The sequence below is a fragment of the Pusillibacter faecalis genome, from assembly GCF_018408705.1.
Classification (GTDB): domain Bacteria; phylum Bacillota; class Clostridia; order Oscillospirales; family Oscillospiraceae; genus Oscillibacter; species Oscillibacter faecalis.
Map to the genome: position 1 here is coordinate 386,097 of NZ_AP023420.1, position 25,618 is coordinate 411,714.

26 protein-coding genes are annotated in these 25,618 nt (G+C 56.6%); 5 read left to right on the plus strand and 21 right to left on the minus strand.

Translation table 11 applies throughout. The features are described 5' to 3' along the window. Window positions 1-184 precede the first annotated feature (184 nt). From KJS55_RS01980 to KJS55_RS02015, 8 genes are all read right to left on the minus strand, one after another. Window positions 185-967, minus strand: a complete 783-nt coding sequence (locus KJS55_RS01980) for a cell division protein FtsQ/DivIB (protein WP_187031733.1) — start codon at window positions 965-967, stop codon at window positions 185-187. Window positions 968-1,115: 148 nt separating this feature from the next. Then, window positions 1,116-2,075 (minus strand): UDP-N-acetylglucosamine 1-carboxyvinyltransferase, encoded by a 960-nt coding sequence (locus KJS55_RS01985; protein WP_187031785.1) that lies wholly within the window; start codon window positions 2,073-2,075, stop codon window positions 1,116-1,118. After that, window positions 2,020-3,585, minus strand: coding sequence for a recombinase family protein (locus KJS55_RS01990; RefSeq protein ID WP_187031731.1), 1,566 nt, complete (start codon window positions 3,583-3,585; stop codon window positions 2,020-2,022). The genes KJS55_RS01985 and KJS55_RS01990 overlap by 56 nt, the downstream gene beginning before the upstream one ends. A gap of 10 nt (window positions 3,586-3,595) precedes the next feature. After that, the gene (locus KJS55_RS01995) at window positions 3,596-3,793 is read right to left on the minus strand and encodes a hypothetical protein (RefSeq protein WP_213542588.1); all 198 of its coding nucleotides are present in this window, start codon (window positions 3,791-3,793) and stop codon (window positions 3,596-3,598) included. A 180-nt stretch (window positions 3,794-3,973) separates the two neighbouring features. Further along, a complete protein-coding gene (locus KJS55_RS02000; protein WP_187031729.1) occupies window positions 3,974-4,267 on the minus strand; it encodes a hypothetical protein in 294 nt (97 codons plus the stop codon). A 17-nt stretch (window positions 4,268-4,284) separates the two neighbouring features. Beyond that, a complete protein-coding gene (locus tag KJS55_RS02005; protein ID WP_187031728.1) occupies window positions 4,285-5,745 on the minus strand; it encodes a sodium:solute symporter family protein in 1,461 nt (486 codons plus the stop codon). Window positions 5,746-5,775: 30 nt separating this feature from the next. Continuing rightward, the gene (locus KJS55_RS02010; RefSeq protein ID WP_187031727.1) at window positions 5,776-5,919 is read right to left on the minus strand and encodes a hypothetical protein; all 144 of its coding nucleotides are present in this window, start codon (window positions 5,917-5,919) and stop codon (window positions 5,776-5,778) included. A gap of 57 nt (window positions 5,920-5,976) precedes the next feature. Next, the gene (locus KJS55_RS02015; protein WP_207724390.1) at window positions 5,977-7,104 is read right to left on the minus strand and encodes a M24 family metallopeptidase; all 1,128 of its coding nucleotides are present in this window, start codon (window positions 7,102-7,104) and stop codon (window positions 5,977-5,979) included. A 194-nt stretch (window positions 7,105-7,298) separates the two neighbouring features. On the opposite strand from KJS55_RS02015, the gene KJS55_RS02020 reads away from it, so the two are divergent. Further along, a complete protein-coding gene (locus tag KJS55_RS02020; RefSeq protein ID WP_187031725.1) occupies window positions 7,299-8,213 on the plus strand; it encodes a LysR family transcriptional regulator in 915 nt (304 codons plus the stop codon). A 171-nt stretch (window positions 8,214-8,384) separates the two neighbouring features. Further along, window positions 8,385-9,041, plus strand: coding sequence for a B3/B4 domain-containing protein (locus KJS55_RS02025; RefSeq protein ID WP_187031724.1), 657 nt, complete (start codon window positions 8,385-8,387; stop codon window positions 9,039-9,041). A 181-nt stretch (window positions 9,042-9,222) separates the two neighbouring features. Here the strand turns inward: KJS55_RS02025 and KJS55_RS02030 are convergent, their stop codons facing one another. Further along, complete coding sequence (locus tag KJS55_RS02030) at window positions 9,223-9,966, minus strand: HAD-IA family hydrolase (RefSeq protein ID WP_187031722.1); 744 nt, start codon at window positions 9,964-9,966, stop codon at window positions 9,223-9,225. Between the two features lie 129 nt (window positions 9,967-10,095). Here KJS55_RS02030 and KJS55_RS02035 point away from each other — a divergent pair, with 129 nt between their 5' ends. Further along, window positions 10,096-10,977 (plus strand): LysR family transcriptional regulator, encoded by an 882-nt coding sequence (locus KJS55_RS02035; RefSeq protein WP_187031720.1) that lies wholly within the window; start codon window positions 10,096-10,098, stop codon window positions 10,975-10,977. A 74-nt stretch (window positions 10,978-11,051) separates the two neighbouring features. Here KJS55_RS02035 and KJS55_RS02040 read toward each other — a convergent pair whose 3' ends face one another. The 12 genes from KJS55_RS02040 to rsmD form a co-directional block, all read right to left on the minus strand. Then, entirely contained in the window at window positions 11,052-11,408 is a 357-nt protein-coding gene (locus KJS55_RS02040) for a UDP-N-acetylglucosamine 1-carboxyvinyltransferase (protein ID WP_187031718.1), read from the minus strand. 65 nt (window positions 11,409-11,473) lie between these two features. Further along, window positions 11,474-12,610, minus strand: a complete 1,137-nt coding sequence (gene murG / locus KJS55_RS02045; RefSeq protein ID WP_187031716.1) for an undecaprenyldiphospho-muramoylpentapeptide beta-N-acetylglucosaminyltransferase — start codon at window positions 12,608-12,610, stop codon at window positions 11,474-11,476. 117 nt (window positions 12,611-12,727) lie between these two features. Continuing rightward, the gene (gene ftsW, locus KJS55_RS02050) at window positions 12,728-13,978 is read right to left on the minus strand and encodes a putative lipid II flippase FtsW (protein WP_213542589.1); all 1,251 of its coding nucleotides are present in this window, start codon (window positions 13,976-13,978) and stop codon (window positions 12,728-12,730) included. Window positions 13,979-14,015: 37 nt separating this feature from the next. Beyond that, window positions 14,016-15,002 (minus strand): phospho-N-acetylmuramoyl-pentapeptide-transferase, encoded by a 987-nt coding sequence (gene mraY / locus KJS55_RS02055; RefSeq protein WP_187031712.1) that lies wholly within the window; start codon window positions 15,000-15,002, stop codon window positions 14,016-14,018. A 203-nt stretch (window positions 15,003-15,205) separates the two neighbouring features. Continuing rightward, window positions 15,206-16,654 carry a UDP-N-acetylmuramoyl-L-alanyl-D-glutamate--2,6-diaminopimelate ligase gene (locus KJS55_RS02060; protein WP_213542590.1) on the minus strand — a complete coding sequence of 483 codons (1,449 nt, stop codon included), beginning with the start codon at window positions 16,652-16,654 and terminating at the stop codon, window positions 15,206-15,208. 116 nt (window positions 16,655-16,770) lie between these two features. Continuing rightward, window positions 16,771-19,200, minus strand: coding sequence for a penicillin-binding transpeptidase domain-containing protein (locus tag KJS55_RS02065; protein WP_187031708.1), 2,430 nt, complete (start codon window positions 19,198-19,200; stop codon window positions 16,771-16,773). A 130-nt stretch (window positions 19,201-19,330) separates the two neighbouring features. After that, window positions 19,331-19,879 (minus strand): hypothetical protein, encoded by a 549-nt coding sequence (locus tag KJS55_RS02070; RefSeq protein ID WP_213542591.1) that lies wholly within the window; start codon window positions 19,877-19,879, stop codon window positions 19,331-19,333. 41 nt (window positions 19,880-19,920) lie between these two features. Continuing rightward, entirely contained in the window at window positions 19,921-20,868 is a 948-nt protein-coding gene (gene rsmH / locus KJS55_RS02075; RefSeq protein WP_213542592.1) for a 16S rRNA (cytosine(1402)-N(4))-methyltransferase RsmH, read from the minus strand. 2 nt (window positions 20,869-20,870) lie between these two features. Then, on the minus strand, window positions 20,871-21,314 hold the full coding sequence (gene mraZ / locus KJS55_RS02080) for a division/cell wall cluster transcriptional repressor MraZ (RefSeq protein ID WP_187031702.1): 444 nt from the start codon (window positions 21,312-21,314) through the stop codon (window positions 20,871-20,873). Window positions 21,315-21,697: 383 nt separating this feature from the next. After that, window positions 21,698-22,222 carry a hypothetical protein gene (locus tag KJS55_RS02085; RefSeq protein ID WP_187031700.1) on the minus strand — a complete coding sequence of 175 codons (525 nt, stop codon included), beginning with the start codon at window positions 22,220-22,222 and terminating at the stop codon, window positions 21,698-21,700. Between the two features lie 5 nt (window positions 22,223-22,227). Next, window positions 22,228-22,719 carry a pantetheine-phosphate adenylyltransferase gene (gene coaD / locus KJS55_RS02090; protein ID WP_187031698.1) on the minus strand — a complete coding sequence of 164 codons (492 nt, stop codon included), beginning with the start codon at window positions 22,717-22,719 and terminating at the stop codon, window positions 22,228-22,230. Beyond that, window positions 22,716-23,288, minus strand: coding sequence for a 16S rRNA (guanine(966)-N(2))-methyltransferase RsmD (gene rsmD, locus KJS55_RS02095; RefSeq protein WP_187031696.1), 573 nt, complete (start codon window positions 23,286-23,288; stop codon window positions 22,716-22,718). Before rsmD ends, coaD begins: the two co-directional genes overlap by 4 nt. Window positions 23,289-23,541: 253 nt before the next feature. On the opposite strand from rsmD, the gene KJS55_RS02100 reads away from it, so the two are divergent. Both KJS55_RS02100 and KJS55_RS02105 read left to right on the plus strand, forming a co-directional pair. Next, window positions 23,542-23,892 carry an Asp23/Gls24 family envelope stress response protein gene (locus KJS55_RS02100; RefSeq protein ID WP_187031694.1) on the plus strand — a complete coding sequence of 117 codons (351 nt, stop codon included), beginning with the start codon at window positions 23,542-23,544 and terminating at the stop codon, window positions 23,890-23,892. A gap of 16 nt (window positions 23,893-23,908) precedes the next feature. Further along, window positions 23,909-25,603, plus strand: coding sequence for a DAK2 domain-containing protein (locus tag KJS55_RS02105; RefSeq protein WP_187031692.1), 1,695 nt, complete (start codon window positions 23,909-23,911; stop codon window positions 25,601-25,603). Window positions 25,604-25,618: the final 15 nt, after the last annotated feature.

Genomic DNA, 25,618 nt, shown 5'->3' on the forward strand with positions numbered 1-25,618 from the left:
CCTCCTGCTATCATTTGTAGAAATGGGCGCAAATACCCACAGATTTATACAATATCCTGTGTAAAGATGCTCTTGTTCATTGTATGACACTTTCTCGCTTTGGTCAAGTGCCCCACAGCGTTTTCCTGGATTTTTTTCAAAAAATTCAAATCAGCTCCTGTTCCCAGTTGTCTCCGCGGCCCGTCTATCGGGTGCTCTGATCCAGATATACTCTGCCGTCTTCCCGGGTCATGTCAAAGGTGCCGGTCATATTGTCCTGGACGTAGTCGCTCTCAATCGCCATGCTCAAAATTTTCATCTTGGTGGCATAGTCCGCGCTGTAGGGCAGTTTTACGGTGAAACGCCCCAAGTAGTCCATTCGAATCACGGAGAGATCGTCCAGATGAATGCCATCCACCTCTCCCAGCATATCTGCCTCATCCAGCGCAGAGAGCAGGCTGAGCAGGCTTTCCTGCTGCACACTGAACTCACTGGCCAGGACGACCTCTCCCCCTACGGAGGGGGCCAGCAACGTACAGCCGGACACCACCGCGTAATTGGCAGCCGCCGACGCATCTGTCTGATCTACGATCTTGCCTCTGCCGCTCTTGCCCCCGGCGCTGATCAGCCATGTGATGTTATCCTGCACCACCGCCACCGGCGCGGTGCACTCCCGCACCTCAATCTCCAGCGTATCCGGCAGGCGCTTGTGAATCCGGATTTCCTCAATATAGGGCAGCTTTTCTGAAATATTCCCTGAAGCGCTGTGTTTGTTCAGCAGCAGCAGATTGTCACCCTCCTGAATACCGGAAGCCGCCTGAATCTCCTGAGCCGTATAGCGGCCCTGGCCGCTGACCGCAATAGTGTCCACCCGGAAAAACAGCGTCAGCGCCGCGATGAGACAGCCGCAGATTGCCAACACGGACAGCAGCTTATAGAGAAAGCCGGAGCTTCCCCTGCGTCGTCTTCGTTTTGAATATCTGCCCATGTTCTTCCACCTCATCCGCAAAAGACCTGCTTTCGCGGAAACCCTCCTTGATTGTACTTCACCTGCCAGGAAAAGTCTGTCGATTGCAAGATGTTGTAATCCCGGCAGTGGATTTTTCCGTCCTTCTCCGTCCGTCGATCAGCCCGGACTACTCAATTCGTTCGATCTCCGCGCCCAAGGCCCGCAGATCCCTCTCTATCCTCTCATAGCCACGGTCAATGTGTCCAATCTCCGCAATGCGGGTCTCCCCCTCTGCCGCTAGCGCCGCAACACAAAGTGCCGCGCCGCCCCGAAGATCCGTACACCGCACCGGTGCGCCCCGCAGAGTCTCCACACCGGTCACTACCGCTGTGCGGCCGGACACCTGAATGTCCGCCCCCATGCGGGCCAGCTCATCTACATGCCGATAGCGGTTTTCAAAAATATTTTCCTCAAACACCGTCGCTCCCCGGCTGCGCAGCAGCGCCGCCATCAGGATGGCCTGCGCGTCGGTGGGAAATCCAGGATAGGGTGCGGTCCGCACAGGCCGAACCGCCCGTAGCCTGCGCCGGCAGACACACGCAATCCCTGCGCTGTCTGAAACAATGTCACACCCGGCCTCCCGCAGTACGGCGGTCACTGTGGCAAGATGCTGTTCCCTGGCCCCCTGCAGAAGGACCGTCCCGCCGGCAGCTGCCGCCGCGCATAAATATGTGCCCGCTACAATGCGGTCCGGCATCACTGTATACGTACATCCATGGAGCTTGTGTCCGCCCTCAATCACCACGGTGGTGCTTCCTGCGCCGGATACCCGGGCTCCACAGGCGTTTAGAAAATTCTGTAAGTCTGTAATCTCCGGCTCTCTGGCAGCATTGCAGATGGAGGTGGTTCCCTCCGCCCCGCAGGCAGCCAGCATCAGATTCTCTGTGGCCCCCACAGAGGGCAGACTCAGCACAATTTCCCTGCCCCGCAGCCGCGCTGCCCGACAGTGGAGCATGCCGCCGGTGTCATCAATCTCCGCTCCCAGCGTGCGCAATCCTGACAGATGCAGGTCGATGGGCCGCGGTCCCAGTTCACACCCACCCCGGTGTGATACTCTGTGGTGCCGAAGATGCCATGTTTTCCACAAACACAATGCCGCCGCAAGTTTGAACCCGCACTTGGAGTTCCTCCGGCATGGCAAATGGCGCCTTTGCGGGAAGCTCCCCCGGTTCATAGACCAGAATGCGGTCAAAAAGCGTTCTTGCCAGTTCCTTGGTCAAAATTCTCTTATCTAAATGTAATATTATATCGTCCAGCCGAATCCCTGTCAATTGGTTTTGCCCTGGCCGCCGCGCTGCAACGGAGCGCAGCTGAGCCTCCAGCGTCTCTTCTTCAGCGACACAGGAGGCATATTTTCGGACAAACAGCTCCTCTGATATCACACCTCTGAGCCTGTCGTCATACATTTGGTCAATCATGTTCCGCACCCGCCCCAGTTTCTTCTCCAGCTCCGTCCTCCGGTTCCGCTCCCCGCTGTCCAGCCTGTCCGCGATGGCCTCCGGATTCAGACTGGAGGAGCGCAGCAGCCGCTCCAGGTATTTCAGTGCCGCCTCATAGAGCACAGATTCCCGCACATGGTGCGGTGTGCAGCCGTCCCTGCCGCTGACGGCGCCCTCCCGATGGTTTTTCCCACAGATATACGCGTCCGGCCGGTTTTTCCGACTTCGGAGAACCAAGGGGCTTCCGCATCTTCCGCAGCGCAGCAGGCCCGAAAAAGGCCGGCTCACGGCAGTACGCCGCTCCTGACGGCGGGCGGGTCTTTGCAGAGAGTTAAACAGCTCCCGGGGAACCAGCGGCTCATGGTGGTTCTCCAAAATAATCCACTCTGTCTCCGGGCGGCGAATGGTGGTTTTATTTTTATAGCTCTTCCGGCCTGTGCGGTTGTAGACCATCGTGCCCACATACACTGAATTTGTCAAGATCCGGCGGATGTGCTGGGCGTTCCAGCAGGCAGCGGCATGTTCATATCCCGCGGCCTGGGACGGCGTGGGGAGTCCTTTCCGGTTCAGTGCCCCGGCGATCTCCCCACTCCCCCGCCCCAGCTGTGCCTGCTGAAAAATCCACCGGACCACGCTGGCGGTCTGTTCGTCCGGCACCAGTCTGCCGGCCTCTCCCGGCCTGTAGCCGTAAAATGGTTTTATCAAAAGGGTGCCAGCCTCCATCTTGTGCCGCAGCACACGGCGAATTTTCTGTCCATCCTCCTTGGCCCGCTGCTCATTGAACCACGCCTTGAGCGGAAAAAAATCCTCGTTATATTCCTCGCTCTCAAAGAGGATTTCCGCACCGCAGCTCTCCACCAGGTCTACAAAGATCAGGCTCTCCTTTAAATTTCTGCCCAGGCGGGAGGCATCCTTAAAGACCAGAACCTGAATCTCTCCCTGCCGGACACGTTCAATCACCGGATCAAACCGCCGGAAGCTGGTGCCGGAGGTATCGTCATCCAGGATCACATCCACCACATTTACCAGCCCGCGCCGCCGACAAAAGTCCAGCAGGATGTCCCGCTGAGTCTCAATCCGCTCATAGGACTCACCATTTTCATCCCGACTCTCCCGGCAGTAGATCAGCACCGGCCGGCGGTCCACAGTTTTATGCATGACAGCCTCCTCACTCCGTGGTCCCCTTCCGTATCTCTCGAATCTGCGCTTCCATTCGATTTTCAGTTCCCCATTTTGTCATCTGCCGCAGCAGCCTGAGCAGCACCTGCTCGACAACCGCTTCTGGAGTCTGTAAAATCTCTCCACCAGGAACAAACACCACCTCTCTTTCCACACGTTCTCTTCCGTGCGCCTTGTGTTCCTCCATAAAATACGCCTCCCCCCATATCTATCCATATGAGGGTGGTTTGCATTTATGCGGGACAGCTGTAAACGCTCCGTTCTCATGCGCGTGGGGAAATCGCAGCGATTCTCCGCCTCTCGACAGAAGTTTTCCCACGCGCCAAGACGCCGGCCCCGGAACAATCCGGGGCCGGCGTCTTTTGGTTCACTCGTAAGTAACCTGTTCCATCAGGAACCTTCTTTGCATATTGACCGCATAGGCGGCAGTCTTTTTGGCAACCTTGCCAAAGTCGGGATGACTGCGAACCTTGTCGAAATCCTCGAAGCTTTTAAAGTAGACGTGGCCTTCATACAAGGGGGAGCCCCCCAGCTTCATAAAAACCTCGTATTTGTCCACCTCTTCAAACTGTGTCCAGAAGGGCGCGCCCTCGGCTTTCATGAAGTCAAAAAACTCATCTGTTTTTCCGGGTACGATGTCAAATTCAAAGATGTAAATCACAGCATCTCCTCCTCTTGTCAGTCTGCTTTATATTGCAGCAGGTATTCCCGGGTCTGGCCCCGAGTCTCTAGCAGGACGCCCACAATCAGCACCACGAAGCAGGCGGGCAGCCCAGCCAGCACCGGGTCCAGCGTGAACAGAGTGACCACGTCGTTCTGTCCTCCCATGGCAGCAAATGCACTGCTCTGGTAGGCCTGAGCCGCGATATTGAATGCGGCGCCGCAAATCATTGCAAGCAGAGTTGCCTTTGGTGCGCGGCGCGCTCTTGGCCAGAGGATGATTGCCACAAACACCGGCGCCAGGCCAGAGGCCATAATCCGGCCTCCTATCCAGAATAGTTCCAGGATATAGGGCAGCATCTTCCCCACCCAGGCGCAGACGATCACGATGACGAACAGGCAAATTCTCTGCAGCTTGACTACCTGCTTGTCAGATGCCTTCGGGTTGAGGAACCGTTTGTAGACGTCCAGGGTGATGTTGGCCGTGGTAGTCAGAATGCAGGAACTGATGGTGGACATACAGGACGCCATCAGACACACCACAAAGAATGCCCCGGCATATGGTCCCAGGATATTGCACATGGTGAGGTAGGCGTCAGAGGCGTTGATGGTGGGATAAACCACCCTGGCCACCATCCCCACCATGAAGGGGGTGATGTACCACAGCATTGCCATGCCGCCGCCGTACAGGAAACACTTTTTGGCAGTCTCGTCATCCTTGGCTGCCAGCCCCCGCTGCAGCACGGTCTGATAGGCGAAGGAAATGAAGCACCCCAGCAAAATCCATCCCAGTGTCTGGGAGAAACCGGCGGAAACAGGATTGACATGGGTGGCCGGAACCTGCGCGCAAAATGCCGCAAAACCGCCTGCCTTCCAGATGCCCAGAGGAATCAGGACCACAGAGCCCACAATGATCATAGCGGACTGGATGGTGTCCGTTACCAGCACAGCCCACATGCCGCCGGAAGCTGTGAACACCAGCACCACACCCACCGTGATGCAAAGCGCGGCAAGCTGGCTGATGCCAAACAGGGACTGGAAAATCTGTGCCAGGGCAATGGAGATGGAGGCAATCACGCCCAGGTCGCGTCCCAGGCTCAGCAGCAGCGCTACCAACCGGTGGGCCGGTCCGAAGTAGTGCTCGAACAGCTCCGGCACCGTAGTGATGCCCGCCTTGCGGAGGCGGGGAATTATCCAGATGCCCATCCACATGGTGGCGGCAATGAAGCTGGCGCCGGACCAATACGCCCCCAGCCCCACGGTGAAGCCGCTGCCGGCATAGCCCATGACCGTGGCGGAGCTGACCCAGGTGGCAAACAAAGAACCCGCCACGATCAGCAGCGGCGCCTTCCGGCCTGCCAGGATATAGTCGTCGGAGTTCGTATCGGCCTGTCCTTTTTTATTGTAGTAAAAACCGATTCCAATCATCATAGCGAAGAACACCAGGATCACAATGAGTGCAAAGATCTTAGGGCCCATAACACTTCTCCTTTCTGTCTTATCCGCGCGTTACGGCCGCCAGCCGTAGATTGCGCACCAAATCAGCAGATACACCGCCATATAGCCGATGCATCCCACCATCGTAAGAACCATTTTCCCCACAGGAGCCGGTACCTGGTCCATGGGATCGTTTTCCACGTACTTGAATTTCATATGCGCGCTCCTCCCTTCTTGATTTTTTTATCATCCACGTAGGTGGTGTGTCCCTGCTCAGAAAATTAGCTCCTCCAGTTCCCGCTTGCACTGGGTAATCTTTCGGCTGCCGCCCTTGGTCAGAATCACGGTGTCAGAGTGGCGGAAACCGCCAAGCTCTGGAATATAGATGCCTGGCTCAATGGAGAAAGACATGCCCTCCTCCAGGACCAGGTCATTGTCAAACCGCAGATAGGGTTCCTCATGCAGCCCCAGGCCGATGCCGTGTCCACAGCGGTGGTTGGAGTATTCTCCGAGCCCCGCTTTCTGGATCACCCGGCGGCCCAGAGCATCCGCTTCGCCAGCGGTCATACCGGGCCGGATGCCGTCCAGCATGGTCTGCTGAGCCTCGGTCATCACCCGGAATACCTCCCGCTGTTTGTCGGAAGGCTTTCCCAGGAAGAATGTCCTCTCAATCTCTGCCCGATAGCCGTCCAGCCCCACCTGACGGCTGTGAAGCACGATCTCATTCTCCTGATATTTCCGGGTATTGGAGAATACATGAGGCATGTTGGTGCGGGCCAGCCCGCCGGGAGACATCACGAAGATGTCCAGCGTGGCACCCGGGTAGAGCCGCGGAGTCTCCTCCATAATCAAGGCGTTGCCAAACTGGTCCATATCCATCTCTGTGACGCCTGGGCGGACCTGTTCCAGGCTCGCGGCCATGGCCTTGCTGACAAGGTCGCCTGCCTTTTCCATCATGGCGATCTCCTCAGCGCTTTTGATGTAGCGCTCATGCTGGATAAAAGTGCCGATATCGCACAGGGTAAACCCCTGGTTTTGGATGTAAAGAGCCATGCCCATGGGGATAGCTCCCAACTCCACACCGACACGGGCACCCTTGGGCAACTCCGCCAGCATGCCGTCCAGGAAGTATTGATAGCTGCCGCCCTGAGCCACCTTTTCCGGGTGCTCATAGTAGACGAGAACCTGGTCCACCGTGGCATGAGCCTTGGCATGGTCCTCCTCCAGGCCGGGAACAATGGCGCTGACCCGCTTTTCGTCCACCGTAATGATGATCTGGCGGGAGTAAATGATAGCCTTGTAATTGCTGTAATAGAACATGTTTTCATGTCCCAAAATCAGCGCAAGGCCAATCTCCTGTCTGCGCATTTCCTCCCGCAGCCTGTCGACTCGTGTTGACACATCCACTTCATTTCCCTCATTTCTTATTCATTTTTGTCGTAGATTTTGCTATAAAAACTGTTATTATTATCAGTTGTCATATGCGTTTTGTCCAATATCAACTCTTGATTTTCTTATGCACTTTCTCTATAATACAAGTATCCAAGGAAAATAATGTGCCCATCAGGAGGGCGCCTCCCGGAAGAGGTGGGACTATGGAGTTCAAGCAAATCCAGTGCTTTGTAGCAGCCGCTGAAACGCTCAACTTCACCACGGCCGCGGAACGTATGTATCTCTCTCAGCCATCGCTCAGCCGGCATATTCAAAACCTGGAGGACGAATTGGGCCTGCAGCTGTTCATCAGAGACCGCAAACACGTCACTCTGACGCCCAGCGGCCTCCACTTGCTGCCAGTTGCCCGTGAAATTTGTGCCGCCAGCGCCAGATTTCTGGTCTCCGCCAAAAACCTGCTGGAGGGGGACCGCGGCTTTCTCAAGGTGGGATATCAGGGTTCCGCCCGTGTGGTGCTCTCTCCCATTCTGGATCGCTTTTTCAAACACTATCCCAACGTGCAGGTCTCCGTAGAAGAACTGGGGGCGCGCCAGTTGATCCAGCATCTCTCTACAGGAGGTCTGGACCTGGGCATTGCCTATTCCCTGATCCGTGAGGGCTCGCCCTACAGTGGGGAATTGCTCAGCCGGACCATCTTTGTAGATCAAATGGCCCTTTTCCTGGGAAAAGGCGCTTTGCAGGGCTATATAGCAGGCGGTCAGGAGCTGAGGCTGCGGGACTTCAGCCGGGAGACCTTTCTTCAAATCAGCAGGATTGAAAATCCCAGCTATTTCGAGCTGCTGCAGACACTCTACCGTCAGCGGAATTTTTATCCTGCCAATCTGATGGAAACCAACCGCTTAGAGACTCTGATGACTCTTGTTCAGCTGGAGCATGGCGTCTCCCTACTGCCGGAAAAGGCGACTCTGGCCTATCATCCCGATGCCTGCTGCGTCTCTCTGGCCGATATTCGTGTCCCCATGCCTATTGAGGCCATGTGGCGCCCGCAAAACACCAACCCCTGCCTTGCGCTCTTCCGTGGCTTTTTCCCCAGCGGTGCCCACAGTCGGGAGAGATAATAGCTTCTTACCAGACCTGCACCCGTCATTCCCGTTTGAAGAAATTCTTCAAACCATTTTTACATTTTTTTGTTTTGTACAAGCAATCCAATCTTGTATAATACTGTTTGAGTGAAGGGCCAGCGCAGGGAGGAACGCCTCTGCGCTCCCATTGATACAGGAGGACAATTCATGAACATATCCATTTCCGAAGAGGTCCGCGCCAGATGTCCGGAGGCAGCACTTGGCATTTTACAATATGAGGCCCAGGTGGCGCCCAGCTCTTCCGCTCTGCTGGAGCTCTTTGAACACACCCTGCGGGAGCTCTCTGAATGCCACACCTTGGACAGCATCGCTCAGATCCCCCATATCGCCGCCACCCGCAGCGCCTACAAAGCACTGGGGAAATCTCCCCACGAGTACCGCAACGCGGCGGAGGCCATGCTCCGCCGCATCGTTAAAAGCAACGGTCTGTACCATATCAACAACGTGGTGGAGATCAACAACCTGATCTCCGTCTCCTCCGGCTATTCCATTGGCTCCTATGATGTCTCCCAGCTTCAGGGAGACGTCATCCTGGCGCGGGCCGGTGAGGGCGTCCACTACGAGGGGATCGGAAAGGCCAGTGTCAATATCGAATATCTCCCCACCCTGTGCGATGCACTGGGTCCTTTCGGCAACCCTACCAGCGACAGCCAGCGGGCCATGATTCAAAAAGGCCGCCGGAGCATTCTCAGCGTCTTGTACACCTTTGACGGCAAAGGGGATCTGGAGCTCTGGCTGGATCGGTTTTCCCAGTTGCTGCGGCAGTGGTGTGGTGTTGACACTGTGGAAACTCGAATTGTGTGATTTATCAAAAAGAGCGCCCGGAGGCGGGCGCTCTCGTGTTTTTCCAGTTGACAACCCTGAGACTTCCACCCCATCGTGAAGAGCAGCGGATTGCCCCTTGGATAAGTGCAGCTTACAGCAAGCCGCAAATTTGGAAGCCGCCGCGCCTATGGGCGCGGCGGCTTCCTTCAGGTAAGAGGGATCAATCGGCAAAGCCGTTTTCCACATCGGTCTGGTGCATGCCCTTGATGATATAGGCCAGCGTTTGCAGATCGCCACAGAGAATATCCTCCTTGCAGTACTGCAGCAGTTCTCCGCTGACGCCGTCAATAGGACGGACGATGCCCTGCCGGTTCACCCAGATGGTGCGATACCCCAGCTGGTTGCCAGGAATCACGTCATACTTGAAACCAAAGCCTGCATGCATCATCTCATCGGCAGTCAGGCCCAAAAGCTTTTGGGAGAGCAGGAAGCCGCCGTGATTGGGCTTATAGCAGCCCGCGTCCTCTGCGGTGACAATTCCATCCACCTCAATGCCGGCATTGGACAAGGTCGCGGGAGCGATATCCTTATCTGTGTTGGTCAGCATGACGCACTTGGTATACTTGCGCAGCTCCTTGATCGCCTCCACCGTGTCGGGGAATGCCTTCCAGTGCGCCATGGACTCAGAGAAGGCAACGCAGTCCTCCTCGGTAAAATCAAAGCCGAATTCCTGGCAGGTGAGGGCCATGGTATCCTTAAGGACCTGGCGGTAGGGCCGGTAGGTCTTGATGTACTCGAACTGCACCTCTTCCCAGCGCTGCTGAACCTGATACGGCGTGGCGCTGGTGATGCCCTTGGAGGCCATAAAATCCGAGAAATACTTCCGGATTTCCCCCTCCCAGTCAATCAGGGTGCCGTATACGTCAAAGGTAATTGCCTTGGGAACCAACCTCTTCTTTTCCATAAAAAGACTCCTTTCCATATTCAGCTTGCGCTGGCTATGGTGATATTGTATAATGGTTTTATATGAAAGTAAATAAACAAATCATCAGATTTATTTTAAGTAATCCTTAATATAGATGGAGGGTGTGGAATGGAGAACTCCAGATACAAGGCATTTGTTGCGTCTGTGGAAACCGGCAGCTTTTCCAAGGCGGCCGAGAAGATCAACTATACCCCCTCCGGCGTGTGCCAGCTGGTCAACGCGCTGGAAAAAGAGCTGGGCTTTCCGCTTTTGATCCGGGATAAAAAAGGGGTTCGCCCCACCTCTGATGGGGAGACTGTGCTGCTGGCCGTGCGAGACCTGCTGCAGCAGGAGGACCGTCTCAGCCAGATTTCCGCGGAAATCCGAGGACTGAATATCGGCAATATCACCATCAGCGCCTATTCTAGCATCGCCACCCACTGGCTTCCCTCTGTCATCAAGAATTTTCAGGAGGCCTATCCCCGCATCCATATCCGCATGATGGAGGGAATTCGTCAGGAAAACATCAAATGGCTGGAGGAAAAGGTGGTGGATCTGGCCTTTTGCAGCTATGAGGAGCCCATGGAGTATGACTGGATTCCCCTGGCGGAGGACCCGATGGTGGCGGTGCTGCCCGCAGACCACCCGCTGGCCCACAGTCCCTCCTATCCCCTGGCAAACTGCCAGTATGAGAAATTCATCATGCCCGCCCTGGGGCAGGACGACGACGTGACAGCTCTCTTCCGCCGCCACCATCTCTCTCCTCAAATCGCTTTTACCACGCTTGAAAACTTTGCAGCCACCGCCCTGATTGAGCAAGGCATGGGGATGAGCATTATGAACAGCCTCATTACCCAGCGCTGGCAGTTCCATGTCGCCAAGCTCCCCCTCTCTCCGCCTCAGTCCATTACGCTGGGCATTGCACTCCCCTCTTTGCGTCAGGCGTCTCCCGCCGTCAAGCGCTTTGTTAATTATGCGGTGCAGCGGCTGGACAAGCTATCCGCGCCATAAAAGCATCGTGCGCACAGACACTGTGCGCACGATGCTTCTTCTCTCTTTTCCGTCAGCCGGCAGCCATGGCCCCATCACGCTTCGCACCCACCAGGGTAGCTGATCTCCGCCCGGCCGCACCGGGCCAAGATTGCCCCCAGGAAAATGGCAGAGGAGCGCATCTCCCGCATCAGCGTGTCCGAGATTGCACAGCTGCTGAGCTGCGCGGCGTTTACCGTCAGCTTCTCCGCCTCCCAGTGGGCGTCGCAGCCAAGGGTCTGTAAAATCCGCACCGAGGCATCCACGTCCTTCAGCCGGGGGCAATTTTTCAGTTCCACAGCGTCCCCCGTCAGCAGTGTGGCCGCCAGGATCGGCAGCACACTGTTTTTCGCCCCTTGTATCTGTACCTCGCCGTCCAAATGCCTGCCGCCTTTCAACAAAAGCTGGCTCATACATGTCTCCCTCCGCTTCCAAGAATGAATCAACGCTCCATCCTATGGAAAACGCAGGAGACTGGTTACTTGATGATTTCAAGCACCGTCTGCCAAATTCGCTCGCCGGCATCCCGAATTCCCAGCGACAGCATGGACCGCTCCATTTCTGCCCGGCGCTCCTCATCCCGCAGAATACCGCTGGCCGCCTGGAACAGTGCCTGACCGGAACACTCCCGCTCCAGCAGCACCACCGCACCGCCCGACTCCTCCAGCGCCCTGGCATTTTTCTCCTGGTGGTTGTTGGTGACATAGGGGGATGGGACCATCAGCGCCGGCACCCCCAGCGCTGTCAGCTCGCTGATCGTAGACGCTCCCGCACGGCAAATCACCAGGTCCGCCGCTCGGCAGACCCGGGCCATATCGTAAATATATTCCCGCACATCCAGCGCCGGGTGCTCCGACAATACTACACCACGCTCTTTCAGCGCGTGCTTCAGGGCGGTCAAATTCCCGCTCCCAGCCGCGTGGATATGGTGAAAGGGCTCCTTTGCTGCCTCCAGAGCCAAAAAGTCTACCATCTGCTGGTTCATGCCAGAGGCTCCCAGAGACCCCCAGAAGGAGACCACCAGCGGCCGGCCGTCATTCACGCCCAATTGTTCCTTGGCCTGCGCCTTGGTGAGGGCGAAAAAGTCCTCCCGTACCGGTGTGCCAGTCACTGCCACTTTCTGAGGGTGCTTATAGTACTTCCGGCAGGATTCGAAGCCCACCATAATCCGGTTCGCGAAGGGCTCCAGCATTTCTGTAGTCAATCCAGGCACCATGTTGGACTCATGGACCGCGGTGGGAATTCCCGCTTTGGCCGCCGCCTTTACCAGTGGAAAGGAAGCGTAGCCTCCAGTCCCGATTACCACATCGGGCTGAAATTCCCGAAGGATTGCCCGGGCTTCCCGGGGGGAGCGCAGCAGATTGCAGGCGGAAATCAGGTTATGTTTGATCTCATGGGGCTTGAAGGAGCGGTGAAAGCTGGAGATGTGAACGGTCCGAAAGTGATACCCCGCCTTTGGCACCAGGTCCTTTTCCAGGCCCCGTTCCGCTCCCACGAAGAGAATCTCCACAGTCGGCTCTTTTTCCCGCGCCAGCTGTGCCAGGGCAATGGCCGGGTTGATGTGTCCTGCTGTTCCGCCACAGGTAAATATCATTTTATGCAATTTCTTTTCCATACCAATTCTCTCCCTGCCAAAATAATGGTGCTCTCAGCGCGGTGCCGCAACGGCGTTCAGGCTGCCGGGAGATTCCCTCCCGACAGCCTGACTGGGGGGAACACTCCCCCCGCTCTTCTATCCTGCCCTTGTCGGACGCATCTGCCTGGATACCGACAGGACAATTCCCATCTCCGCCAGCTGAATGGACAGCGCGGTACCGCCATAGCTGAAAAAGGGTAGGGAGATTCCCGTGGTGGGCAGTAGTCCCGTCACCACACCAATATTCAAAAAGGTCTGCATAGCCACCAGTGTGGTAATACCAACCACCAGAAGACTTCCAAACCGGTCGCGCGCGTGCAGGGCGATCCAGTAACCCCGGAGAATCAGCGCCGCAAACAACAACATGATGATGCTGGCGCCAATCAGTCCCAGCTCCTCACAGATAATCGCGAAAATAAAATCATTGTGTTCCTCGGGCAGGTAGAGGAATTTTTGTCGGCTTTTGCCCAAGCCTACACCCCACAGCCCTCCGGAGCCGATGGTAATCAGGCTCTGGGATAGCTGCCAGCCCGCTCCCTGGGCATCCGCCCACGGGTTCAGCCAGTAAGTGATCCGAGAGGTATTGTAGCCGATGACAAACAACACCAGATACATCGCGGCACCGGCAGCGCCAACGGCACCGATGACCCAGGCCCAATTGATACCTCCCACCAGCATCAGCGCAGCCCCTACGCCCATGATCAAAATGGCGCCAGAGAGATGTGGTTCCAAGCCCACCAGACCTCCCAGCACCACCAGCCAGATGGCATAGGGCAGAATCCCATAGCGAAAGCTACGCATCTGGTCCTTTTTCTTGGAAATACTGTCGGAGAAATAAATCACCACCGCCACTTTCGCAATCTCCGATGGTTGGAAGGTGAACAAATCGCCAATTCCCAGCCAGCGAGTGGCATTATTGCGGGTCACTGCCAGAGGGTTGCCGGGAATAATGACCAATACCAGCAAAATGATGGAGAGGTATAGCAAAAATTTTGCAACGCCCCGGAAGCGCTGGTAATTGATCTTGCCGATGAAAAACATGGCCGCCACCCCCATGACGGCAAAGACGCCCTGACGCACAAAGTAGTAGGTTGGGTCGTTGTTTTTCGTGGTATAGTAGGCGGAGGGAAAGCTGGCGGAGAGCAGCATCACAAGGCCTACCGCCGTCAGCAACAGCACCAACAGGCAAAAAGGCAGATCAATGGGACCCTTTGCCAGTTCCCGGCTCTCTTGCTCCTTTTCCCGACGCCGCTGGAGCATCTCCCGTCGGGCCTCCTCTTGGCGCCGGCGCTCTTCATAGCGGCTCAGCGCCTGCCGCTGGTTGTATGTTCTGCGCTGCTGGCTCATGGCTTCCCTCCTCCCGGTCAGATTCCTGCCCAGCCTATCAATATCTCGCCCGCACCCCTAGGTACGCCAGCACACAGCACACAGCCGTAATACCGGAAAACACCACTACTAGCTTTGTCTCGCTCCACCCGGATAGCTCCAAATGGTGATGCAGCGGTGCCATTTTGAAAAAGCGCTTGCCGTGGGTCGCTTTGAAATAGGCCACCTGAATGATATCCGATAGCGTCTCCGCAATATAGACGACGCCCACCGGAATCAGGATCAGCGGCGTGCCAAAGGTAAAGCCCAGTGCCGCCACCGCTCCGCCGAGAAACAGGCTTCCTGTGTCTCCCATAAAGACCTTGGCAGGATGATGGTTATACAGGAAAAAGGCCATAAGGCCACCCGCCATTGCCGCCGGGAACAGTGCCTGCATCCCATGCTCGCTCCACAGTACGCCCGTCACTGTAAAGAATACCATGACGACAAAGGTCACTCCTGTTGCCAGACCATCCACACCGTCTGTCAGGTTCACGGCGTTGACACAGCCCACAATGACAAAGGCCGCGAAAATCAGGTAGAGAATCCAATTCAGCGTAAAGGCAACGTTGAAAAAGGGCACATAGAGCTCATTGCTCAGCAATCCCTCATAGCGCATCAGGCTCAAAAAGAGAACCGCCGCCGCAAGCTGCAAAATAAATTTCTGTTTGGCCGTCAACCCCTCGTTCTGATGCTGGCGTACCTTGCGGTAGTCATCCACAAAACCGATCATGCCAAACACCAAGGCAAAGAGATAAATATACAGATGGGTGAATTGCCCCTCCAACATATATCCCCAGCCCAAGATAAAAATCGTGATTCCAACACCCAGGATGAACATGACGCCGCCCATGGTCGGAGTTCCCGCCTTTGATTTGTGCCAGGTTGGACCGTCTGCACGAATCTCCTGTCCCGCCTTAAGCTTGCGCAGCTCTGCCAGTACAAACCGTCCAATCACCAATGTCAGTACAAAGCTGACCGCAAACGCCAGCAATATGATTTCCATAGCTCTCTCCCTTTCGTATGTCCAGATGGCGCGGCTGTGCCATTTGCCGTGGTTTCCCGTTCATCCATATGACACTGCTAAGGCCCCGCAAAATTCCGAGGGTTGCGGGGACACTGCATATGACTCGAATGGCGCAGAATGAATCCAACCAATTTCCAGGCCCTAGCCGTTGCCAAAATCTTGAATGCCGGGCTCCCAGTGATTCATGTCTGTGCCTTCAAATACTCCGCCACAATTTCCCGTTCATCCATGTGGTGCTTGACATGGTCGATCTCCTGGTAGGTCTCGTGGCCCTTGCCGCACAGAACGATGACATCCCCTGTCAGGGCGTGGTCCAGACAGTAGTGAATCGCCTCCACTCGGTCCTCCACCACCACATAGGGCGTGTCGCTCCCCGCAAGACCCGGCAGGATGTCGGCAATGATATCGCCAGGCCGTTCTGTCCGCGGATTATCCGTTGTAACCACCAGAAAATCTGCGGACCGGGCGGCTGCCCGCCCCATCTTGGGCCGTTTCGTTTTATCCCTGTCACCGCCGCAGCCAAACAGGGCAATGGTCCGCCCCTTTGCAAACCCCCGCACCGACGAGAGCACATTGGTCAAACTGTCCGGACTATGGGCATAGTCAATCAGGACCGTATAATCCTTTCCTGGGGTGGGAACCACCTCCACCCGCCCCTTCACGTGAGGGACCTTTGCCAGAATCCCGGCGCTCTGCCCAATGGGGACTCCCAGCTGCAGAGCCGCTCCCAGCACATCCAGAGTATTATATACCATGAATCCGCCAGGAATGTTGACCTGGACCGGAACTTTTTCGCTCTCTGTCACCGCACGGAAGGCCACGTGGTCCGCGCTCAGGCAAACCCCCTCAGCCCGCAGGTCGGCCCGCTCCTGCTCCGCATAGGTATAAACCCGGCAGGTCGCGCGCCGCAGCAGCCGCTCCGTCCAGGGATCGTCGGCGTTTACAACGCCCACGTCACAGGCTTGGAACAGCAGCGCCTTGGCATCACAGTATTCCTCCATGGTTTTGTGAAAGTCCAGATGATCCTGGGTCAGATTGGTGAAGATGCCCACTGCGTAGTGGATACCGTATACCCGGTCCAGCGCCAGGGCATGGGAGGAGACCTCCATCACCACATGGGTGCATCCTGCATCCCGCATCCGTGCCAGCAGCCCCTGCAGCGCAAAGGACTCCGGCGTGGTCCGCTCCGTGGGCAGGACCTCCTCTCCAATCATATTCTGATTGGTGCCGATCAATCCCACCTTGGCGCCGCGGGCCTGCTCCAAAATGGACTTGAGAAGATAAGTGGTGGTCGTCTTGCCGTTGGTGCCGGTGACGCCAATCATCGTCATATCCGCCGCAGGATGCCCGTAAAAATTTGCCCCCAGCACCGCCAGAGACCGGCGGGAATCCCTCACCTGGATATAGGGAATAGATTCCTTTGGCGGCCGCTCACACAGCACCGCCGCGGCTCCAGCCTCCACGGCCTTTCCGATAAAGGTGTGACCGTCTGTGGCGAAGCCAGCCATGGCCACAAAAAGGTCCCCGGGCTGGGTGGTTCGGGAGTCATAGCTGACCTGCCGAATCTCCAAATCCAAATCCGCTGTGGCAAATATGACAGGGATTCCCTGTAAGAGTTCTCTGAGCTTCATGAAATTCGTTCCTTTCCTGATATCCGGCGCACAAGCCGCCATTGGTTATTATAGGCAGCTGAAAACGCCGCGTATACAGAGAATGGTGCCGGAAACCATACAGAACCTGCTATTTGTCAATCCAATACGGAGCTGTCTCCAAACTGAACCGTCACCACTGTGCCAGCCGGTGCTTCTGTTCCTGCCTCCCGGTTTTGGGAGAGCGCTTTCACATTGCCGGAGGACGAGGCAGTGGTCCCGCTGACCTTCATAATGAGGCCCGCATCTGTGAGAAGCCGGTTGGCCTCTGCCGCTGTCTTCCCCACCACATTGGGTACCGTACAAGGCGCCGTTGGTTTTTCTGCTCCCAGGTAGAGAATGATCGTAGCATTATTGGGTACAATCGCGCCGCCTGCCGGAGTCTGGTCCGTGACGGTGTCTCCGCTTCCCACCGTGCGGCAAGAAAAGCCGGCTGCCTCCAAGCGGCTCTTGGCATTCTCCGCAGTCTCGCCCACTACATTGGGTACAGCGGCATCCGCGCTGGAGAGCTCGTCGGCGCTGTAATCCGGCTCCACCCCCAGGGCAGGCAGAATGTCCGCCATGATACTGCTGGCAGTAGGCGCCACCATGTTGCCGCCTGACACATAGACGCCGGTATTCCGGCTGGGGGTGTCCATGGTGAGCAGCATGATATACTGGGGATCGTCCGCTGGCGCAAAGCACATGAAGGACACCACCACCTCTTTGGTGGTATTCCGGGTCTCTGTCTTATCTGCGGTGCCGGTCTTGCCGCCGATGCGGTATCCGGCCACCTGTCCGTTCTTACCGGTACCGGAGGCCACCACGTATTCCAGGCATTCCCGAACAACAGCGGAGGTCTCCTCGCTGATAACCTGCCGGACGGGTGTGGCCTCGTGCTGGTAGATCACGTTGCCGTCGCTGTCCAGTTCCTGTTCTACCACATAGGGTGTGTACAGATATCCGCCGTTGATACAGGCCGCCTGGGCCCGGATCAGCTCCAAAGGTGTCACATTAAAGGTTTGGCCAAAGGAATAGGAGGCCAGGGAGATCTGGTGTGAGTTGAACGTATCCGGATCTGTAAAAATGCCGGCGACCTCTCCCACCATATCCACACCGGTCTTTTCCATCAAGCCAAAGGCCTGCAGATATTCGTAGTACTTCTCCGTTCCCACCCGCAGGCCGATGTTGATAAAAGCCGGGTTACAGGAATTTCCAACCGCTTCAACCAGGCTCTGGCTTCCGTGGCCAGTCTTTTTCGAGCACCGCAGTGTCCACCCCTCAATACTCACAGCACCGCTGCAGCTAAACGTGCTGCTCTTGCTCACCACGCCCTCCTCCAGAGCAATGGCCAGCGTGATAGGCTTAAACGTGGAGCCCGGCTCATAGGTAGAATCAATGCACTTATTCCGCCACTGGGTATTCATGGCTTCGCTTTTGGCCTTGCTGACAGCCTCGTTATATTCCTCTTCCGTCTCATATTCGGACTGCTTTCCCGCCAGGTCTGCCAGGGTCTTATCCAGTTTTTTCTGCAGCGCCTCATCTCGTACCACGCCAGGTTCATTGAGGTCATAGTTGGGGTAGGAGGCCATGGCGACAATCGCACCGGTATTCACGTCCATGACGATGCCGGTAGCACCGTTGGCGGCATCAAATTTATCAATCATGCTTTCCAGTCCCTTTTCCAGATAGGACTGGACCTCCACATCCATGGTCAGGACCAGGCTGTTGCCGTTCTCGGCGTCATAGTACTGCTCATACTGGTACAGCAGGTCTGTTCCCACGCCGTTTTTGGCGGTCACGGTCATACCTGCCGTCCCCTCCAGCACGTCGTTGTATTTCGCCTCCAGGCCCACCCCGCCCACATTGTCGGCGTTGACAAAGCCCAGCACATTGGCCGCCAGGGTGCTGTAAGTATAATACCGCTTGGTATCCGGCTGAATCCAGACGCCCTGCAGCTTTTTTTGCTGGTCCTCTGGAACCGCGTTGCCCTCCTCGTCAATCTCGCCGTTGATGAAGCGGCGGACTTCGTCAGCCACCTCCTGTTCCACCTTCTTGCGGACATTGTAATACATGGAGCCCAAATCCTCCATGGCCTTTTCTATATCAGCCTGGTCTTTTTCCAGAATCCGGCTGAGGCCACGGGCGATATATGCCTGATCCCGTATCTCCGGAGCCGTATAGCTCTCGCCTTTCTCAGCGGCTTTGGCCGCAGCCTCCTCAATAGCTTTCTCCTGGCTCTCTACAAATTCCGCAATTTCCTTGGGAGAGATGTTGATAGTCTCCGCAGTGGCGGAGACTGCCAGTGTGTTGCCGTTTCGATCATAAATGGTCCCGCGGGAGGCCGTCACCACCGCGCTGCGGGTCTGCTGATTCACCGCCCGGGTCTGCATAGCCTCATGCTGATTGATCTGCAAATCATAAAGTTTCCAAAACAGCACAACAAATGTGATGACGCCAAGGATGGCCATCACCAGCACGGTGCGGCTCCGGATCACTTGATTGGCCCGGCGGGCCGCATCACTTTTTCTTTGTTTGGGCTTTGCCATCCAGGGACCTCCTTTTTCTCCGCGAGAATGCTCATGCCTACAAATTTTGTATACCTCTCAAGAAAATGGGGAGCGAGAAGCAGCCTTCTCCCTCCCCGCCGTATCATTCCATGCCAGTATAGTGCAGTGCTTACTGAAAATATTCCACCACTGAGTAGACGCCATGGTTCAAAGCGGCCAGAACGCGGTCAAAAACGCTGTCTTCTTCCTTTTGATAGACAACCGCGCTGTCTCCGCCGGAGATATCCAGGTAACAGATTTGGCTGGAGCTGGGCTTGCTCATGCCGGCTGCCTCAGCAGCCTCTCGCACAGTGGTCAGATCAAACATCCGCTCATACTGGGCGGTCAGAATGACATTCTGACTCTCCAACTCTTCCAGCTCCTCCTTCAGCGCTACCGTATCGGAGGAAAGTACCGTCAGCTGAATGTGGCCGACCAGAACCAAAACCGCCATGCCCATCACCAGAATAGAACCGAAAACAGAAAACAGCGATACATGCTGACGCTGGCGCAGCTCCACGCGGGGAATTGCACGAATCCTCTCCGTCTCCCGTTCCCGCCGGCGCGGGGCCTCGCCAGCGTGGCGCAGCTCCCGTTCCCGAACAGCCCAGTCCAGCTCCCGCGCAAGACTGCCGTCCACAGACTGGCGATAACGCAAATCTCTGGCTGCTGATGCCATGGTAAAAATCTCTCCCCTCCGTCAATTCCTGTTCAAACATGTCACAGGCCCTGCGGCCCGCACTTTTCCGCCACGCGCAGCTTGGCGCTGCGCGCGCGGGGATTGTCCGCTAGTTCCGCCTCATCCGCTGTCATGGGCTTGCGGGTTAGAAGTTTCAGCCTCGGCTTCTTGCCGCAGACACACACCGGAAATTCCGGCGGGCATGTGCAGCCCCTGGCCATATCGGCCATCGCCTGCTTCACAATCCGGTCCTCCAGCGAGTGAAAGGTCATCACTGCCAGTCGTCCACCGGGCGATAGCTTGTCCACCGCCGCCGTCAGCATGGGCGGCAATGCCTCCAATTCACCATTGACAGCAATCCGGATAGCCTGGAAGGTGCGCTTGGCCGGGTGCTGTTTCTCCCGCAGGGCCTGTGGGGGCATTGCCCCTTTGATCACATCCACCAGCTGCAGCGTGGTTTCAATCTCATGGGTCTCTCTGGTCCGGCAAATCGCCCTGGTAATGGCAGGTGCATAGCGCTCCTCACCGTACTCAAACAAAATCCGCCGCAGCTCCTCATAGCTCCAAGTATTGACCACTGTATACGCCGTCAAAGGCGCGGAAGCATCCATCCGCATATCCAGCGGAGCATCCTGCATGTAAGAGAATCCCCGGGAGGCGTCATCCAGCTGGGGAGAGGATACCCCCAGGTCAAATAGCATTCCCTGGACCTGGTCAATGCCGGCAGAGTCCAGAAGAGCCGCCAAATCCGAGAAATTGCCGTGCAGTAGGGTCACGCGGTCCAGCCAGGGCGCCAGACGGCAGGGTGCCGCGTCAATCGCAGCCTGATCCCGGTCAATGCAGATCAGCCGCCCGGTGGTAAGGCGCCGGGCAATCTCCCGGGAGTGTCCAGCCCGGCCCAACGTGCCATCCACATAAACCCCGTCAGGGTGGATGTCCAGGGCCCGGATGCATGCGTCCAAAAGGACAGGAGTGTGTGTAAATTCCATACTTATCCACGATTCCGGCGGGCCCGCGCCAATGCGTCCATAGCGGCGGCCATATCGTCGTCCTGAAGCATTCTGGCCTCCCGCTCCGCCCAAGCTGCAGCGTCCCAGATCTCGGCGAAGGTATTCAATCCCACAATCGTAGCGGTCTTTTTCAGTCCCGCGTACTTGCGCAGGGAGGCGGGGATCAGAACCCGGCCCTGGCCGTCCGGCTCGCACTCCACAGCGTTGGCATACAGCAGCGACAGTGCCCTTGCCTCCGTATAGGGCAGCTCGTCCATCTCTTCGGACATCTGCTCCCATTTCGTTTGGGGATAAATTGTCAGGCAGCCCTCGGCGCCAATGGTGACATAAAAGATATCGCCCAAGGCCTCCCGCATATTGGAGGGAATCACCAGACGTCCCTTGGCGTCAATGCTGTTATTCGATTTTCCCATCAGCCTCGCCATGGTGCGTCCCCCTTTCCCCCTCTTCTTGGGACAAAATGGGGCAGCTGTGACACTTAAACACCTAAGTTACCCACTTTTCCCCACCGTCGTATTTTGAGTATACGTAATTTTTATGGGAAATGCAAGTTTTTTTTTGCGACAAAAAGTCGGTCAAACCCGGCTATTCTCTGTGTTTTAGCCATTTTTTCCAGGAATCTCCTCCACCATTTGTCAGTTTACGTAAAGTCAAAAATGTCCTCCGGCACAAGATGTTGTGCCGGAGGACATTTTCTAGAAGTTATGATACAAAATCTAGGTAGTCTTCAAAAAGTTTCCCGATATTCTTCGTCATTTTTAATGAATTTTTGGCGGATCTTCATTCTCTTTTGGGCGCACGTCATCATTTAAACATCGTCGTCTGATTGGATCGCCTTCTGCTCCAGCTTGGCGCGCTGCTCCTGCATCTGCTCAGCAGAGGCCGTCCGGAACCGGACCCGCTGCTGCTTAACCTCATCCAAAGCAGCCTGAACTGCCTCCTCCGTACGTGCCAGCGCATCCTCGGCATACTCATTCGCCACCTGATACAAAAGGCGGGAGCGTTCCTCCGCGTGGGCAATGATCTGTCGCGCCTTTTCCTTGGCAGCATAAAGCACCTCGCTATCGGATACCTTCGTACGGGCCTCCAGCTCCGCCTGCCGCATCATGCGGTCCACGTCCCGTTTGGCCTCCTCCACAAACTTCTCCCGGGCCGACAGCAGTTCCTGGGCGCGCTTCACCTCCACCGGCAGCTGAGCCCGCAGCTCGTCCAGAAGATCCAGCATCTCATCCCGGTCCACGATGCTCATCCCCGGCTTGAGCGCGGGAGCCTTGGCCTCCTCAATCCGCTCATAGAGCATATCAATTAAACGGTTGACATCGCTGCTTGCCATAGCGCTTACTCTCCTTTCTCCTCCATGATCCTCCGCACCAACGGGATGATCGCCGCCGGCAGATACCGCTCTAAGGGCTGATGGTAGCGGATCATCTCCCGTGCCATGGAAGAGCTGAAATGCTGATAGGCCGGACTTGCCGGCAGCAGCACGGTGTCCAGCCCCGGATGAATGCCGCGGTTGATCTGCGCCAACTGGTATTCTACATCAAAATCCGCCGCGCAGCGGACGCCCCGCACAATCGCCTGCGCGCCGTGAGCCACGGCAAAATCCGCCTGCAGTCCCGGTCCCAGCTCCGCCTCCACGTTCGGAAGGTCCGCAACGGCGGCCTGCACCATCTGGAGCTTCTGCTCCGGCGTAAACATCTGGTTGCGCTTTTCCGCGTTGGGGCTGACGCAGACCCACACCTTGTCAAAACAGGCGGCTGCCCGCTGAATGATATCATAGTGTCCCAGTGTGATGGGATCAAAGCTGCCGGAACAGATCGCTGCTCTCATGGGGTCTCTCCTTCGTTTCTGTGATTTTCGGCCCGGCGGAAAATCGTCAGGCCAATCTTGCCATACCGATACGTGCGGTGGAGCCGGCAGGTCTCCGTCGGAGACACGGGAGGCCTGTCCGCCGGGTGCTCTGCTGCAATTATACCATGTGGATTCAGAATGTCAAACGCCGCAATTTGTTCCAGCGCCTTCTCTAAAAGTCCTGTTTGGTAAGGCGGGTCCAAGAAGATGATGTCAAAGGTTCCGTGGGCGCGGGCCACAACGTCCAGCGCGCTGCCGCAGATCACTTCCGCCCGGTCTGCCAGCTCTGTCAACGCCAGATTCTCCCGGATCAACCGGACGGCGTCCGTCCTCTGGTCCACAAAGACCGCTTTAGCTGCGCCGCGGCTGAGGCACTCAATCCCCAGCTGACCTGTCCCCGCGAAGAGGTCCAGAACCCGCCGCCCCTCAATTTCAAATTGGAGGATGCTAAAGAGCCCCTCCTTCACCCGGTCCGTGGTTGGGCGGGTCTCCTGCCCTTCCAGCTCTTTAAGTCGACGGCCCCGGGCGGAACCGGTAATCACGCGCATGCTGTATCTCCTTCCCAGCCCGCTCCTCGGCGGGCGCGGCGCCGGACCCTGCCGCTGCGCGGCGCCGAGTGGTTTGATCTTGCTCCTTATTTTACGGCAAAGGCCATAACATTTCAATAGTCTTTCTGCTTCAATCGCCATTTCATGCTTGTGCTTTTGGAAAAAATCGTTTATACTATAACTCTCAAATAACATGCAGAACCGGAAAGCGCGGTGGCGTGTCTTCCGGTACAGGGAAAGAAAGGACGTTCTCATGATTCAATTCAAATCTGAACTAGGTGAGATCTCCGTCAGCAGTGCTGTGTTCTCCAACATCACCGGCATGGCTGCCACCAATTGTTTCGGCGTTAAAGGCATGGCTTACCGCTCCATGACGGATGGACTTGTCCATCTGCTGCGCCGGGAAGCGATGAGCAAAGGCGTCAGCATCACCTATCATGACGATAACTCCATCTCCATTGAACTTCATATTGTTGTGGAAAACGGCGTCAACCTTCCGGCGGTATGCCGTTCCATCATGAATGAGGTGCGCTACGTGGTCACAAAGAACACCGGCGTACAGGTCCGGGCTGTGGACGTGTGCGTTGATTCCATGATCCTGTAAGGAGGGAGCCATAGCCATGAACGAACAGATCACCGGCGCGCTGTTTAAGCAGATGGTCCTGCACGGCGCCGCCTCTATTACGGCACAAAAACAGGCCATCAATGATTTGAACGTGTTCCCCGTTCCCGATGGGGACACCGGCACGAATATGTCCATGACCATTTCCACCGCCGTTACGGAGCTGCGCAAAGCCGCCCCCACCGCGGTGACTCAGGCCGCGGATCTCACCGCCTCCGCGCTGCTGCGAGGCGCTCGGGGAAACTCCGGCGTCATCCTCTCGCTTCTCTTTCGCGGCCTTTCCAAGGGGCTCAAGGGGGTGGAGTCCGCTGACGCAGCCACCTTCTCCGCCGCCATGCAGGAGGGTGTCTCCGCCGCCTACAAGGCCGTCATGAAGCCTGCGGAGGGAACGGTGCTTACCGTCTCCCGTCTGGCCGCCAAGGAGGCGGTGGACACAGCAGGCTCTGGCGAGACCGACTTGGAAAAGGTTTTGGAGGCGGCAATCCGCAAGGGCTATGAGACCCTCGCCCAGACCACGGATATGAATCCGGTTTTGAAAAAGGCCGGCGTGGTGGATGCCGGCGGCAAGGGCTATCTCCTGATTCTGGAGGGAATGCTTGCCGCGCTGCGGGGTGAACCCTTGCCAGAGATCACCGAGGATAACGGCGCTCAGGACAAAGCTGATTTTGCCGCTCTCTCCGCCGAGGACATCACCTTCACGTTTGACACTGTCTTTATTGTTCGCAAAACGGTCAACACCCCATTAGAGCCTTTCCGCGCCTATCTGAACAGCATTGGCGATAGTCTGGTGATCGGTGAGGATGACGAGGCCTTTAAAGTCCATGTGCACACGGATATTCCCGGCGCGGCACTGATGGAGGCTCAGAAATATGGCACCCTGGAGCTGGCCAAAATCGAGAACATGCGTACCCAGGCCGAGGACCTGGCAGCCGGCAGAACCGCCCAGAGCACCGATGACTTGGACGCCGTAGAGGAGGAGCTGGAGCATGCCGAAGCCCTGAAAGCATCCGCCCACACGGTAGCTGCTCCCGAAAAAAAATACGGCTTTCTGGCCGTATGCGCCGGCGAAGGCCTTGCCACCGTGTTCAAAGACCTAGGCGCTGATGAGGTGGTATCCGGCGGCCAGACCATGAATCCCTCTACAGAGAGTATCTTGGCTGGCGTGGATAAGATTCCTGCTGAAACCGTGTTTATCCTGCCCAACAATGGCAACATCATCATGGCCGCCCAACAGTGCAGCGCCTTGACGGAAAAGCATGTGGTGGTCATTCCCACCAAAACGGTTCCCCAAGGGATCACCGCCATGATGAACGTAGACTTTGAGTCTCCTGATCCTGAGAGCATCACAGAGGCCATGACCCAGAGTCTGTCCTCTGTCACCACCGCTCAGATCACGTATGCCGCCCGGGATTCTGAGTTCGACGGCTTCCACATCAAGGAGGGGGACTATCTGGCCTTGCAGGAGGGGAAACTTTTTGGTACGGATACCTCCATTGAAGCTCTGCTGGCGAAACTGGCGGCGGAGGCTGTGAGCCGGAGCGCGGAATTTGTCTCGCTGTATTTTGGCGAGGATGTCGCTGAAGAGGATGCTCAGCAGGCAGCTGATGTGTTCCGCACCCACTGTCCGGATACCGAGGTCGCCGTTCTCTCTGGCGGCCAGCCGGTTTATTACTATATCATCTCCATTGAATGAATGAAAAGGCCGCCA

Coding starts and splice junctions, on each gene's coding strand:
- KJS55_RS02035 (WP_187031720.1), top strand. CDS start 10,096: ATGGAGAACTCCAGATACAAGGCATTTGTTGCGTCTGTGGAAACCGGC.
- KJS55_RS02030 (WP_187031722.1), bottom strand. CDS start 9,966: ATGGAAAAGAAGAGGTTGGTTCCCAAGGCAATTACCTTTGACGTATAC.
- KJS55_RS02040 (WP_187031718.1), bottom strand. CDS start 11,408: ATGAGCCAGCTTTTGTTGAAAGGCGGCAGGCATTTGGACGGCGAGGTA.
- rsmH (WP_213542592.1), bottom strand. CDS start 20,868: ATGGAATTTACACACACTCCTGTCCTTTTGGACGCATGCATCCGGGCC.
- rsmD (WP_187031696.1), bottom strand. CDS start 23,288: ATGCGCGTGATTACCGGTTCCGCCCGGGGCCGTCGACTTAAAGAGCTG.
- KJS55_RS01995 (WP_213542588.1), bottom strand. CDS start 3,793: ATGGAGGAACACAAGGCGCACGGAAGAGAACGTGTGGAAAGAGAGGTG.
- KJS55_RS01980 (WP_187031733.1), bottom strand. CDS start 967: ATGGGCAGATATTCAAAACGAAGACGACGCAGGGGAAGCTCCGGCTTT.
- KJS55_RS02025 (WP_187031724.1), top strand. CDS start 8,385: ATGAACATATCCATTTCCGAAGAGGTCCGCGCCAGATGTCCGGAGGCA.
- mraZ (WP_187031702.1), bottom strand. CDS start 21,314: ATGGCGAGGCTGATGGGAAAATCGAATAACAGCATTGACGCCAAGGGA.
- murG (WP_187031716.1), bottom strand. CDS start 12,610: ATGGAAAAGAAATTGCATAAAATGATATTTACCTGTGGCGGAACAGCA.
- KJS55_RS02070 (WP_213542591.1), bottom strand. CDS start 19,879: ATGGCATCAGCAGCCAGAGATTTGCGTTATCGCCAGTCTGTGGACGGC.
- KJS55_RS02060 (WP_213542590.1), bottom strand. CDS start 16,654: ATGAAGCTCAGAGAACTCTTACAGGGAATCCCTGTCATATTTGCCACA.
- ftsW (WP_213542589.1), bottom strand. CDS start 13,978: ATGAGCCAGCAGCGCAGAACATACAACCAGCGGCAGGCGCTGAGCCGC.
- coaD (WP_187031698.1), bottom strand. CDS start 22,719: ATGAGAGCAGCGATCTGTTCCGGCAGCTTTGATCCCATCACACTGGGA.
- KJS55_RS02100 (WP_187031694.1), top strand. CDS start 23,542: ATGATTCAATTCAAATCTGAACTAGGTGAGATCTCCGTCAGCAGTGCT.
- KJS55_RS02005 (WP_187031728.1), bottom strand. CDS start 5,745: ATGGGCCCTAAGATCTTTGCACTCATTGTGATCCTGGTGTTCTTCGCT.
- mraY (WP_187031712.1), bottom strand. CDS start 15,002: ATGGAAATCATATTGCTGGCGTTTGCGGTCAGCTTTGTACTGACATTG.
- KJS55_RS02105 (WP_187031692.1), top strand. CDS start 23,909: ATGAACGAACAGATCACCGGCGCGCTGTTTAAGCAGATGGTCCTGCAC.
- KJS55_RS02085 (WP_187031700.1), bottom strand. CDS start 22,222: ATGGCAAGCAGCGATGTCAACCGTTTAATTGATATGCTCTATGAGCGG.
- KJS55_RS02065 (WP_187031708.1), bottom strand. CDS start 19,200: ATGGCAAAGCCCAAACAAAGAAAAAGTGATGCGGCCCGCCGGGCCAAT.
- KJS55_RS01990 (WP_187031731.1), bottom strand. CDS start 3,585: ATGCATAAAACTGTGGACCGCCGGCCGGTGCTGATCTACTGCCGGGAG.
- KJS55_RS02010 (WP_187031727.1), bottom strand. CDS start 5,919: ATGAAATTCAAGTACGTGGAAAACGATCCCATGGACCAGGTACCGGCT.
- KJS55_RS02020 (WP_187031725.1), top strand. CDS start 7,299: ATGGAGTTCAAGCAAATCCAGTGCTTTGTAGCAGCCGCTGAAACGCTC.